Source organism: Flavobacterium ranwuense (assembly GCF_004349315.1).
GTDB classification, from domain to species: domain Bacteria; phylum Bacteroidota; class Bacteroidia; order Flavobacteriales; family Flavobacteriaceae; genus Flavobacterium; species Flavobacterium ranwuense.
Map to the genome: position 1 here is coordinate 164711 of NZ_SMLH01000008.1, position 12233 is coordinate 176943.

Here is a 12233-nt window from a genome sequence, read left to right on the forward strand (position 1 = left end):
AATTATAAACTAAAAACTTGATAATTTTGATTTTGCTTTTTTTAACTCTGCAATTTTCAAAATATCGATCTCTGATCCAGAGTGTATGGCAATTATATCATAATGCCAATCATAATCATGTAAATTTCTTAAACATAATTCAATCAACTCTTCACGATTTGAATAACTCTCATTTGAACTAAAATGACTAAAATCTCCATACTTATTAAACCATAAGAATCTATCATACCCTAATTTAGTAAGTATTTCAAAATGTTCATGAAAATCATTTTGAGTTTTTTTTATCATAATTGGATGCCATTCGAAAATAATAAAAGGTTTATGAAATTGCAATATTTTTTCAGAACCTTTCAAAATTCTTCCATCCAAACCATCAACATCTATTTTTATTATATCAACTCCTCCTTTTAATTTATCAAACAAAAGTGTATCTAAACTTATTGCTTTAACTTTTTCTTCTCCAATAGCACTTGCTGTTCCTAAATGAGTTTTTACCAAACTACCGATTTTGTTATTGTCAGATTCACTTAGCATCACATTAAACAAGTAACTTTCAGGGAAGTATTTTTTATTTTCTTTTAAATATTTAAAAAACTCAAAATCACCTTCTACACAGTAAAATTTTTCAATTTTACCAGGTAAATTCTTTATCAAGAATAAATTAGTATCACCAACAGCTGAACCAATATCAATTATAGAGAGTTCTCGATTATATAACTCGTAAACCGAATCGACAAGTTGTAATAATGGATTGTTATAATTTGGAAACAATCTTGCATAAAGAGCATATGAATTACCATTATTAACTTTAACACTATACCCATGAATTGTAGTTGATACAGCACCAGAAAAAAATTTAGATGAATAATTCCAAAGCAAAAACCAACATTTCCCCAAAAAACCTTGCTTATCTCTTAACTTATAAGTCTTTAATAAAAAATTATAAATTATGCTATGATAGATATTAATTTTCATTTGGAAGTTATTCTAATTTTAAAAAATCCCATTTATAGTTTGGCACAACAAACCCTTCTCTGTCTAAATCTCTTTTTTTAACACCCAAATCCTCAATTTTAATTGATATTTTTTCTTCTAAAATATCAAAAAGTTTGGTTCTTGAAACGAAACAAGCAATAACTAAATTATAACTTCCTGGCAAAAGAATATTTTTTGATATATTGGCAATTAATTCATATTTACCTTTTTTAATGACTTCAAAATCATTATCATAATCGTGTACAGAAGTTGTGAAAACTGCAATGCCCTCAGCATTTACAAACTTAACTGAAACTGTAGAATTACTAATACTGGTGAGGGCATTCAAAAAAATATTTATTGTAAAATCTTCTCCTGATGCAATTTGATTTGTAATTTGTGAATGTGAATTTGAAACATAAATTCTATCAAAAAATAAATCACTTTCAGTTTTAATTTCTCTTTTCCATTCAGCACTTGAATCCGAATTCAATAATAAATAGTTGGAAATTATACTACTAATATTATTTACATCTTTAATCTTACCGTTTTCTAGCAAAATCCCTCTAGTACACAAACTCTTTACCGCCGCCATATTATGACTCACAAACAAAACGGTTCTTCCTCCTGTTCTAGAAATATCCTGCATTTTACCAATCGCTTTCTTCTGGAACTCTGCATCACCCACGGCCAATACCTCATCTACAATCAAAATATCAGGCTCGAGAAATGCGGCTACTGCAAAAGCTAAACGCACATACATCCCGCTGGAGTAGCGTTTTACGGGCGTATCAATATACCGTTCACAGCCTGAGAAATCAATAATTTCGTCAATCTTAGAGGCGATTTCTTTTTTGGTCATTCCTAAAATAGCTCCATTAAGAAATATGTTTTCACGACCTGTCATTTCACCATGAAATCCAGTACCTACCTCAAGCAATGAAGCCACACGACCACCAAACTTAATACTTCCTGTAGTGGGTGCCGTAACTCGTGATAATATCTTAAGTAATGTAGATTTCCCAGCTCCGTTTTTGCCTATAATCCCCAAAATTTCTCCACGTTCCACTTCAAAATTAATATCTTGTAATGCCCAAACGTAATCACTCTCACCTTTAGTACTTCTATCATTGGTATCGCCAATTTTCAAATACGGATCTTCCTTCCCTCGCACCTGATGCCACCATCGGTTCAAGTCGTGACTCAACGTGCCCGTGCCTACCTGTCCCAAGCGGTATTGTTTGGAAATATTCTCGGCTTTTAATATAATGTCTTTTTTCAAAGTTGAAATAGGTTAATCGTGTAATTGTTTATTTGGCTAATCGTGTAATAGACAATTTCAATAATAATAATAATAATAATAAATCTAAACAGTATCAATAAAACTCTTCTCGGTCTTATTAAAGATCAATACACCTACAAAAAAGACCCCTACGGTAACCAAAAACGTATAGCCTAATCCCCAAATAGAAATGTGTCCTACATTCAGCAACATATACCGCGCAGTTTCTATTATATAGGCTAAAGGATTATATTGAACCAACCATCCGTAAGTAGGCAATTTTTCTTTGATTAATGCCATGGGATACATCACGGCAGACAAATACATCAGCAATTGCACGCCAAAGCCAATTAGGTTACTGAAATCTCGGTATTTAGTAACCAAGGAAGAGATCAACATGCCCAATCCCAATCCTAAAACGCCCATCAGTACAATTAACAAAGGAAAGAATACCACAGAACCATTTAGTCCAACTGTAGTTCCTTTTAGGTAATAGAAAATATAAAATGCTATAAATATTACAAATTGAATTCCAAATTTAATCAAATTAGAAATTACTATGGAGATAGGCACAATCAGTCTGGGAAAATAGACTTTCCCAAAAATTCCCGCATTGGCACCAAAGGTATTTGAGGTCCCTGTAAGACATGACGTGAAATAATTCCAAACGGTAATTCCAGCCAAATTGAACAAAAATGGAGGCACCGTTCCGGTATCAATTCCTGCTAAATTATTAAAAATAATGGTAAAGGTAATTGAAGTAAATAAAGGCTGAATTAAGTACCACAGCGGCCCTAAAACCGTTTGCTTATATACGGTAACCACATCCCTTTTCACAAAAAGCATCAGCAAATCACGGTACTGCCAAACTTCTTTAAGATTCAGTGAGAAGAATTTATTTTTAGGTGTTATTTCAAACAGCCACGTGGTATTGGTATGTTCGGGTTGGTTCATTGGTTTATGCTAAAATCGTAACGTTAATTTTATTATCTCGAGCGTGTCATCTCGAGCGCAGTCGAGAGACGAGAGATGTCCTATTTTATTAATTAAAAGTATCATTACGAAGCAAATATAAATAATTTGTACTTAGTTTTTCTTAAAAAATGGATCGTATTTATTTTGAGGTATTATGTTTTTTTCAATTAATGAATAGAATGATAACCTCTAAAAAAACACAACTTCCGGGCACGCTTCGCTGCTCTAACTAACAGTATGAAGGCAAAGCCTATTTGCTAATAAGAGTAGTTTTCAGCGAATATACTATTCATTTATAAATAACAACAACAATAATTAACAATCTATCGACAATATTAATAGATGAAAGCTTATCCATATACTTTTGGTTTAATCCATCAATCTCTCATACAGAATATAAGCTCTAAATTTCAGCTCCTTTAGGGTCGGGGTAGAACGAAAATTATACCGACTCCTCACAACCCAAAACCCGAAAATCGAATCCTGAACTTTTAAACGTTTGATATTGAAATCTGATACTTGATTTTTTCTTCTCACTTTTCACTTCTCACTTCTAACTGTCATCCTGAGCTTGCCGAAGGACATTTTCACTTTTCACGACTCTCTAATTACTACTCACTTTTTCACTGACCACTGATTACTGATCACTTCCTACTCCTTCCTCCTACTCTTCCAGCTATCATTATAATGCCTATTCCTCAAATGGTCATAAACCTTCCCTTTCAGGTAAAGACCTAAAAACCAAGCCACAACTATTCCTATTATCATATACCATTCCATACGTCAAATAGAGAACGTGCAGAAAGTCATTCTTTAGCATGAAATCAATTCCTCCGTTTTTGACAACTATTAATCCCGTATTGACAAGTATTCCGTATCGCTATAAAAACAAAAAAAGATGCCTCTCAGCATCTATCCCTACATAGTATAATTCTAGTTTTCAAATCCCACAGCTAAAAAATAGTCTTTTTAAAACTACCTCCAGTTCCGTTCAACACAAGTTCATTGTTCGTGCTGCGATTTAGCTATTGTGCGCAGTTATTCTTGAATCCTTGTTAATAGCATTGAATTATTTCCTTTAACACTTACTATCTTAAAAGAATTATTATCAATTATTTCTGCAATAAATGATAATTTTCCAGGTACTTCATAACCTTCTGAATGCATGATAAAATCAATATTGATCGGTTTTCTTGTAGTATCGATAACATAAGTAATAGTTGCTTTTTTTCCGTTTATATAATAATCTTTACCTCCTAAAATGTCATCACCAATTTTTATCGATGCAGTTCCATCTTTTTCAAAAATAATACATCCAGTTTTACCTTTGTCGATACCTTCCCATTTTCCAATGAAATTATATTCTTCAATATTTTTATGGGAAAAAGATAAAGCGGTAAAACAAATTAAAAGTAATAAAATTCTTTTCATAGTTAAATTTTTTATTATAATTCTTCCATCTTTTCTACAAGTTCTCTGATTGTAAATGAGTTTGATTTGGGGTTAGATATTTTGTATCAGTAAATTAAACAGATTTTAATATGATTTACAATTCAAAGGTTGAATTAAAGAAGTGAAATTTACTGTAGCTAATAAAAAACAGGTTAATTAATAGTTAAAGAGTTTATTTCTAATTATTTACTATTTATATAGTTGTATCTTTGAGTGTGGTTTTGATTAATCACTTGAGTAAAACCATCTGAAAAGAGAAGCTTATTCAAATAGTCATTTCATACTGAACGGTATGAGTTGATAAATGGTAAATCAGAATCTACAATCGGAGGCCCTTTAAAAAGGCCTCCTTTTTTTTAGGATTAATGTTTTCTCTCTTCATGACTTTTCTTCGTTAACAATTAGTTTCAAAGAATTGATATAATCAGTATCAAATTCTATCACTCTTATTTTGTTTTGCTTAAAACTCATTTCGCCCTCAAACTCCCCTTCGGTACCCAAAAAATCTATTAGTAATTCTTCCTCATTCAGTTCTATGAGTTTACCAAGATAAACTGCTTTATCTGACTTTGTTGCAATTTGAAAAATCTCGTATTTACTTGCTAAAAAATGTATAATGGAAGACAAATCCTTAAGAGGGATTATTTCTTCGGCGCTTGTTTTTAACCCTTTCAATTTAATTACCCTTTCCGTGAATTCATGATCCTTATCTTGAATAATGGCCTTCACATTTTTGTTTTTTAAGATAGTGTAGCCATCAATTATAAAATCGACCGGATTATTTTTCAGCAAAATCCAATCTTCAGTCCAATCAATCAGAAAACCGCTGAAGATTTCTTTTTTGTCATCAAATTCTATTGTAATTAATTGTCGTACGTATTTTTCCATAATTTTTTTTTAAGTTTCGGTCGCAGTTTATTACTAACGTCAATTCTCCCGAAGCCTCGGGATAAACCTTCAAACGCATCTAAATTTAGTGCATTAGAAAGTAAACATACAGGATTTAAACTACAATTCAAACTCTGCCGGGAACGTTTGATTAGCAATGAGCGGTTGTTAACCGCGTTACAAACGCTACAATTTACCAAGCAATTTAAGTAGGCGCTCGATGCAATCAAGCACCAAAGAACTGACAAACGAGCTCCAGTGGGGAGTCGAACCCCTAAGAGCTACGGTTCAATTCACTCTTCTCATTTCCATGATAATTTTTGTTGTTCTTCTATCGGCATACATTCTGTTCAAAGCCGTAAAAGCCCAAAGCAGGAATCCAGCCTATTATTGTGATTTGTAAAATTAAACAACAAATGCCCGATACAATTTTACCTTGTAACAACAAGGACAACCAGGGCAGAAAAAAAGCTAAAACGTATCTCATATTTTATTTATTAATTTATTAATTTATTCCTAAAAGTAGGAGGATTTGAACCCTCACCCATCCTTATTAATAATTTGGGAGGTCCTTTCTCTGTAGGTCCATAAAGTTTTTAATGTCTTTTTTCAAGAGTACAATATCGGTACTATTTTTATTATTTCTGAAAGTGATGTATCGTTTTAAAAAACAATTTCAATGTCATCCGTTAGGCTTACAATAGCTGTGTTTAAATCTTTAGGTTTTTAAGAGGTTAAACCAGTTTTAAATACCATTTTTGAGAACTAAAAACCCTAAAAGATATCCCGTAACAACAAAAGCAACCCAGTTAAGAGGTTGCTTTTTTGTTTTTAGTACTGTAAATACTCAGCTTGTGACACGAGTGGGACGCATCGCGCTAGCGCCCGTGTTACTTAATGCTGCCTGCTGGGGGACTGTTACATTTGGTTTATTTGCATCCTTTCAGAATAAAGGTTTTCCATTTAAATCCGTAGTAAGTAATTCACTCATATAATCGAAAAAAGGTCTCATTGCTAAAAATGTTGCAATCGTTTCTTTCTGAAAATCATCAGATAAAACTTCCTTGTCTGTAAATTTTCTCATCACTACAAATTGCTTTTTCTTAATCAAATTAATTGCAGGATGATTTTTATCGAAGCCTTTCGGAGCAGTTTTCACTCCATCTTCTCCTTTTAGTTCTCCGAAATATTTTACGAAAGTATTGTCGGAAGTAATCCTTTCGATTTCTGTTGTATCCATTTCGAATTCTTTACGGATACGAAGTAAATCTTCACTATTTGGAGCCCAAAAACCTCCTCCAACAAAACTATTATTTTGCTCTAAATGAATATAATAACCTCCTCTTAACATTGGTTTTCTACGAGAATATCCAGCTCCTAAATTAGTTTTATAAGGAGATTTATCTTTGGAAAAACGAACATCTTTGTAAATTCTAAAAACGTGGATTCCTTTTAAACTATCGTGTTTTTGAAGTTCGGAATAAATCTGATCGAAAAAAATTTTGTTTTCTTTCACAATCGTATCGTATTCTGGCTTATGCATAGCAAACCATTCCCGATTGTTATTTTCTTTTATCTGTTTAAGAAATTCCAATCCCCTTTTCATAATACTATACAGGTCAAAAGTTTTAATATTTTTCTCATTTGTTTCAAATGTTAATTGTCTTTTCGGGTTGTTTTTTAAGCTTACGTATAACATCAGTTCGTTTAAAAACCTTCAAACGAACTTTATTTTATTAATTAGAAAGTAAATATGTGCGATTTAAACTATAATTCAAACTCTTTCCTGCAACCTTCGATTAGCTGCGGGCGGCAAGTGCAAAGCACCAATAGCTGCCCAAGTGCAAAATACAATTTCTTGTCATTAACCGCGTTACAAATGCTACGATTTACCAAGCAATTTAAGTAGGCACTCGATGCAATCAAACACCAAAGAACGTTGACAAACGAGCTCCAGCGGGAAAATTTAAGTAGGCACTCGATGCAATCAAGCACCAGATTCGTTACATGAAGTCAAGGTTAAAAATGTCAAAGTCAAAAATGTAATTATTCGTTTCATTTCTTGTGATGTTGTTCGTTACAATGACCACCAACGTTTTTGGGCTTTGAATGCACAAATGTTAATTAGAAGTCTAATACTCAAATTTAGCACATCTATCCCAATTTTGCAAAACACTTGTTATGAGGTTGTTATTTTTCAGTCGCAAATTTCCATTTGTTCAGACCGCCAATTAAAAATAATAATCCAATTAGTACTGCGATGAGTGAATAACTTGTTTCAAGAAACCAGTTTGTGTTGAGTTTGTTAAAATTAAAAGAGAGTTCGCCCAGTCCATGAAAAATATAAACACCTGCAATCATATAAATTACAATTTTCTGAAAAGGTAGCTTTCTGCATTTATTATCTGCCGAAAGACCATATAATCCGAATATGAAAAAGCATACTGCAACAAAAATTGTCAATACGTAAGGCAAAGAAAAATGGATTAGAGAAAGCGCTTTCATTTCGGGACTAATTCCAGTTACCTGAAACATTTGGTCAGCCCATAAAAGTTTAACTATATGTCCAAATCCAATGATTAAGCTTATGTATCCTGCAAGTCTAAGCATTTTGTTTTTTTGTTCCATAATAAATAAGGCCGCTAATGGTTAATAACAACATCCATTGTCCTAGTTTTAGGAAATTGTCCGGAAAAGAATTTGAAATTAAAATTAAGAGTAACCAAACAATGGCATATCCAAAAAAGTAGCATAATAACAATTGCAAAATAGTTTTTTTGTTATCAAAAAAGTTAGTAAAATTGACGAGAGCAAGAGCAATGGAGGCGAATAATAAATCAAATGAAATCCAATGCCAACCGCATCTTGCCATTGTCCAAATTTGTTGCTTTTCGGCCCAATTATTTATGTTAATGGCAGGTTGAATGCTGTTTATTTCTATATCGCCACCAATTGTGTGTGCCAAAAAGGCTAAACCCGTTAGGATATTTGCAAATAAAATTGAAATGTTTATCTTTTTCATTTTGTTTTTTTGCAAATGTCTTTATAAAAAAACAGACTCCATTTGATATAAATCAAATTCGGTTTTTAGGATTCCGAATTCTGCTTAAAGTTTCAAGTGTAATTCCTAAATGAGATGCAATATGTGTTAGTGGTACTCTTTGATTAATATCTGGACGGACATATATCAGATTCTCATATTTCTGTTGTGCCGTTTCAAATTGTATGGATACAATCCTTTCTTGAAGTTGAAGCATTGTTTTGGTTACAGCAATTCGTCCTAATCTTTCAAAACAATGATGTTTGTCTGTCAATGCAAAGATGGTTTCTCTTGTGATTTCTAAAAAAGTCGTAGGTTCGAGCAATTCGATAGTATGCTTACTTGGGCAATCTTGATAAAAACTGTTGATTGAACTTACAAAGTCTCCTTCAAATGCAAACCAATCGGTTATTTCTTTTCCGTCTTTTGTGTAGAATGCTCTTAAACTGCCAGTAACAATGAAATACATTTTGTCTGCAAACTGTCCTTCTTTTACCAGCGATGATAATTTGTCAAGACTAAATAATGTACTAGACTTCTTTAAGTCGTTTTTGCAATCGTCAGTCAAGAGCGAATAATTTTCGCTTATTGTTTCGATTACGTTCTCTATGTCGATAGTGTTTTTCATGATGAAGTATGACGGTTTGCAGCTACACGCACGCAGTTTTTTTTACCACTGAACTTCCTACGAAGAACTGCATTTCAAATTTAGCACTTCTTTGTCCTACGATGCACCAAACCCCTGCTTGCGTGTAGGTGCTGTTAGCGGGTCGTTGTTTTCTTATCATCAATTTCAATTCCTTGCCTAATATAATATACAAGAACTTCTTCAGAGTAATCGCTTATACTTGATATTCTAAGATTTAAAGTTTTATTTCCTACTCCTTCCAATAGCCCGTGCTTATCTTCAAATTGTTTTCCTTCCGAAAATGAGAACGTTATACCTTTTTTTGTTGGGCTAACTGTAATTACTATTTTGTTCTGTCTGTAAACAGGAACACATAATACTTTTCCGTCCCACCTCGCATTTCTTCTTGTAAGGTGGGGAACTTTTTCTTTATCAAATCTCTAAAATTTGAGAAAATTGGCTCGAATTCAGGTTTGATTTTTGCACTTATGAATTGTTCTATTTCAGTCATAGTATTAGGTACTTTGAAGATTTGCTCTATGTAGGTTATGGGCACACATATAGCAGTTTCTGTCATTCTCATTCTGCTATTTTTATTACTACATTCCCAGTCTTTTGTCCAGATTCAACATATTTATATGCCTCTACAATTTGGTCTAAATTATATTGTCTGTCAATTACTGGTTTAAATTCACCTTTTTGAGCAAGTTCTTTCAAAAATACTACGTCTTGTTTAGAGATGGATGGAATTGGAAATAAAAGTCTTTTGCCTCCCCAAAGCGGTGTGGTCAAAGCAAAAAGCAGATTCTCTCCGTTTTTCCCTAATTCGGTTGAAATGTAAATTCCCTTTGCAGTTAATAAAGGCTTGCATTGTCCAAATGAACTTTTTCCAACTGCATCAAAGATGAATTCAAACTTATCATTTGTCTTTGTGAATTCCTGCGTTTCATAATCAATTACAGTATCTGCACCAAGAGATTTTACCAGACCTACATTTCTTGTATTACATACTGCTGTTACTATTGCTCCAAAATGCTTTAATAATTGCACAGCCGCAGAACCAATAGCACCAGTTGCTCCGTAAACTAAAACATTTTGTCCACGTTCAACTTTTGCTGCTCTTATATCTACTAAGGCATAATGTGCGCCTTCTGTAAAGGCTGCAGCTTCGTCAAAGCTAAAGCCGTCAGGCATAGTTGTAATGGCATCAGTTTCAGTAATTGTTAAATACTCTCCATGTCCTCCACAGGTTTTATCATTAAACCCGAAAACTCTATCATCTTTCTTAAATGTTGTTACATGCTGCCCAATTTCTTCAATTATACCAGAAAATTCACAACCCAGTATTTGATATTTTGGTCGCAACAGTCCAGTCCAAAATCGTGAAATAAAATATTCAGCACTACGGAAACCGGAATCAGTACGGGTTACCGTTGACGAATAAACCTTAACCAATACTTCGTTGTCTTTCGGTAATGGTTTAGGAACTTCCAACAATTTGGCAACTTCCGGTGCTCCATATTTGGAATATACAATTGCTCTCATTTTCTAAATATTCTGTTTTTTCTTAGGTTGTTTCCTATATTTGTCACTAACATCCCTCTACTACAGCGGGTTTGGGACTAAATTAAGCCCTATTTTCTGATTTGCCAAATCATCCCAAATACAAAACCAACTTTCCATTAAGCCAATTGCCCAAATCCTTTGTAGTAGCTGTTAGCGGTAGGTTTTTTAATTTTCTTTTAAAGTAATTTCTAATTTATTTAAAGCATCTTCTATGTTTGTGCCTGTATTTCTATCATTCTGATTTGCAATAATTAAGATACCAAAATTGTATTTTGGTAAAACTTTAAGTGCATTAGAAATTCCATTTGAACCACCGTCTTTTATATAGTTTGTATTGCCATTATTATCTGTTACAGTGTCCCAAAAATATCCCATATTTATGTTGGAATAAACTCTTCTATGAGATTCAATAACAACCTTATTATTTGAATTTAATTCAAACTTGATAAATTTACTTAAATCATCCGTTGTTGATTTTAGAAATTTTGATGCTCCCCAAATACTTATAGTTAAAGGTTCCATAGTATCGCCTTTTGCATTATAGCCATTTGCAAGAATTTCGTTATTTCCTAAATTAAGTTTTGTAGATTTCATTCCTGCTTTTTTAAAAATCTCCTCGTTTAATAGGTCATCGTAACTTTTTTTATATACATTTTCTAAAATATAAGCACACAATTCTGGTGTTAAAGCACCATACTTATAGCCAGTTCCCGGAAGTGAATCTACTTTTGCTTTTCGTAAATCAGCTAAGAAAAGTTCTTTAGTATACGCTTTATCGAGTCTGTTTTTATAATAAAGGAAACGTTCAGCAGGGTATTTATCTCTTATTTGTTGAGTAACAGGAAAAGGTGTTTGTATTCCACTTCTATGGACAAGTAAATCCTTTATTTTTATTGGCTTGCCTTGAAACTCTAAATTAGAAAAATCTTCATTCAGATATTTTCTAATATCGTCATCTAATCCAATTTTATTTTCTAATACAGCATTAGCCATAAGCGTTCCTGTAAATACTTTAGTTGTAGAGCCTATTTCAAAAAGTGTTTGATTGGTTGCTTTATTAGCTTTTCCTTTATCCAACTCTCCGTAGTGCTTTATATAAGTTTTTTTATTTTTGACAATGGCAATCGAAACAGAATTAGCTCCTGATTTTTTTAGAAAAGAGTCTGCAACTGTATCCATTGAATGATATACAGATTTATCAAAATTATTTTTGTTTGCATTTGATTTTTTTTGTCCAAAAGAATGAACATAAAGAAATACAAAAAAGATGAATGAAAATTTTGTCATATGTTATTGTTCTAAAATTAAGGATGTTTCATTATCAATTTTTGATTGCCCTAGAGCGTTTAATCCAAATAAGGTGATAAAAAGTAGGATGTTAATTTTCATATTTTATTTTGTAGTTGAAGATTTCTATGGTGTTTGCT

The 12233-nt window shown here is 32.5% G+C and carries 13 protein-coding genes; all 13 read right to left on the reverse strand.

Features of this window, described 5'->3' with window-relative positions; genetic code table 11:
* Positions 1–9 precede the first annotated feature (9 nt).
* A complete protein-coding gene (locus E0I61_RS13230; protein WP_132071974.1) occupies positions 10–975 on the reverse strand; it encodes an FkbM family methyltransferase in 966 nt (321 codons plus the stop codon).
* Positions 976–982: 7 nt separating this feature from the next.
* Positions 983–2257 carry an ABC transporter ATP-binding protein gene (locus E0I61_RS13235; protein ID WP_132071976.1) on the reverse strand — a complete coding sequence of 425 codons (1275 nt, stop codon included), beginning with the start codon at positions 2255–2257 and terminating at the stop codon, positions 983–985.
* Between the two features lie 84 nt (positions 2258–2341).
* Positions 2342–3211 carry an ABC transporter permease gene (locus E0I61_RS13240; RefSeq protein WP_132071978.1) on the reverse strand — a complete coding sequence of 290 codons (870 nt, stop codon included), beginning with the start codon at positions 3209–3211 and terminating at the stop codon, positions 2342–2344.
* A 1059-nt stretch (positions 3212–4270) separates the two neighbouring features.
* Entirely contained in the window at positions 4271–4663 is a 393-nt protein-coding gene (locus E0I61_RS13245; RefSeq protein WP_131993541.1) for a hypothetical protein, read from the reverse strand.
* A gap of 399 nt (positions 4664–5062) precedes the next feature.
* The gene (locus tag E0I61_RS13250; RefSeq protein ID WP_131993544.1) at positions 5063–5572 is read right to left on the reverse strand and encodes a hypothetical protein; all 510 of its coding nucleotides are present in this window, start codon (positions 5570–5572) and stop codon (positions 5063–5065) included.
* A 331-nt stretch (positions 5573–5903) separates the two neighbouring features.
* Positions 5904–6059 carry a YqaE/Pmp3 family membrane protein gene (locus tag E0I61_RS16600; protein WP_165930231.1) on the reverse strand — a complete coding sequence of 52 codons (156 nt, stop codon included), beginning with the start codon at positions 6057–6059 and terminating at the stop codon, positions 5904–5906.
* Between the two features lie 456 nt (positions 6060–6515).
* Positions 6516–7178 (reverse strand): DUF2461 domain-containing protein, encoded by a 663-nt coding sequence (locus E0I61_RS13260; protein WP_132071980.1) that lies wholly within the window; start codon positions 7176–7178, stop codon positions 6516–6518.
* A 584-nt stretch (positions 7179–7762) separates the two neighbouring features.
* Entirely contained in the window at positions 7763–8182 is a 420-nt protein-coding gene (locus E0I61_RS13265) for a hypothetical protein (protein WP_132071982.1), read from the reverse strand.
* Positions 8175–8594, reverse strand: coding sequence for a hypothetical protein (locus E0I61_RS13270; RefSeq protein WP_205728759.1), 420 nt, complete (start codon positions 8592–8594; stop codon positions 8175–8177). Before E0I61_RS13270 ends, E0I61_RS13265 begins: the two co-directional genes overlap by 8 nt.
* Positions 8595–8646: 52 nt before the next feature.
* Complete coding sequence (locus tag E0I61_RS13275; RefSeq protein WP_132071984.1) at positions 8647–9240, reverse strand: Crp/Fnr family transcriptional regulator; 594 nt, start codon at positions 9238–9240, stop codon at positions 8647–8649.
* Positions 9241–9583: 343 nt separating this feature from the next.
* A complete protein-coding gene (locus E0I61_RS13280; RefSeq protein ID WP_132071986.1) occupies positions 9584–9823 on the reverse strand; it encodes a hypothetical protein in 240 nt (79 codons plus the stop codon).
* Entirely contained in the window at positions 9820–10785 is a 966-nt protein-coding gene (locus tag E0I61_RS13285; protein WP_132071988.1) for an NAD(P)-dependent alcohol dehydrogenase, read from the reverse strand. The genes E0I61_RS13280 and E0I61_RS13285 overlap by 4 nt, the downstream gene beginning before the upstream one ends.
* A 186-nt stretch (positions 10786–10971) precedes the next feature.
* Positions 10972–12093: a serine hydrolase domain-containing protein gene (locus E0I61_RS13290; RefSeq protein ID WP_132071990.1), complete on the reverse strand. Its 1122-nt coding sequence runs from the start codon at positions 12091–12093 to the stop codon at positions 10972–10974.
* Positions 12094–12233 lie beyond the last annotated feature (140 nt).

Coding starts and splice junctions, on each gene's coding strand:
- E0I61_RS13230 (WP_132071974.1), bottom strand. CDS start 975: ATGAAAATTAATATCTATCATAGCATAATTTATAATTTTTTATTAAAG.
- E0I61_RS13240 (WP_132071978.1), bottom strand. CDS start 3,211: ATGAACCAACCCGAACATACCAATACCACGTGGCTGTTTGAAATAACA.
- E0I61_RS13245 (WP_131993541.1), bottom strand. CDS start 4,663: ATGAAAAGAATTTTATTACTTTTAATTTGTTTTACCGCTTTATCTTTT.
- E0I61_RS13250 (WP_131993544.1), bottom strand. CDS start 5,572: ATGGAAAAATACGTACGACAATTAATTACAATAGAATTTGATGACAAA.
- E0I61_RS16600 (WP_165930231.1), bottom strand. CDS start 6,059: ATGAGATACGTTTTAGCTTTTTTTCTGCCCTGGTTGTCCTTGTTGTTA.
- E0I61_RS13260 (WP_132071980.1), bottom strand. CDS start 7,178: ATGAAAAGGGGATTGGAATTTCTTAAACAGATAAAAGAAAATAACAAT.
- E0I61_RS13265 (WP_132071982.1), bottom strand. CDS start 8,182: ATGCTTAGACTTGCAGGATACATAAGCTTAATCATTGGATTTGGACAT.
- E0I61_RS13270 (WP_205728759.1), bottom strand. CDS start 8,594: ATGAAAAAGATAAACATTTCAATTTTATTTGCAAATATCCTAACGGGT.
- E0I61_RS13275 (WP_132071984.1), bottom strand. CDS start 9,240: ATGAAAAACACTATCGACATAGAGAACGTAATCGAAACAATAAGCGAA.
- E0I61_RS13280 (WP_132071986.1), bottom strand. CDS start 9,823: ATGAGAATGACAGAAACTGCTATATGTGTGCCCATAACCTACATAGAG.
- E0I61_RS13285 (WP_132071988.1), bottom strand. CDS start 10,785: ATGAGAGCAATTGTATATTCCAAATATGGAGCACCGGAAGTTGCCAAA.
- E0I61_RS13290 (WP_132071990.1), bottom strand. CDS start 12,093: ATGACAAAATTTTCATTCATCTTTTTTGTATTTCTTTATGTTCATTCT.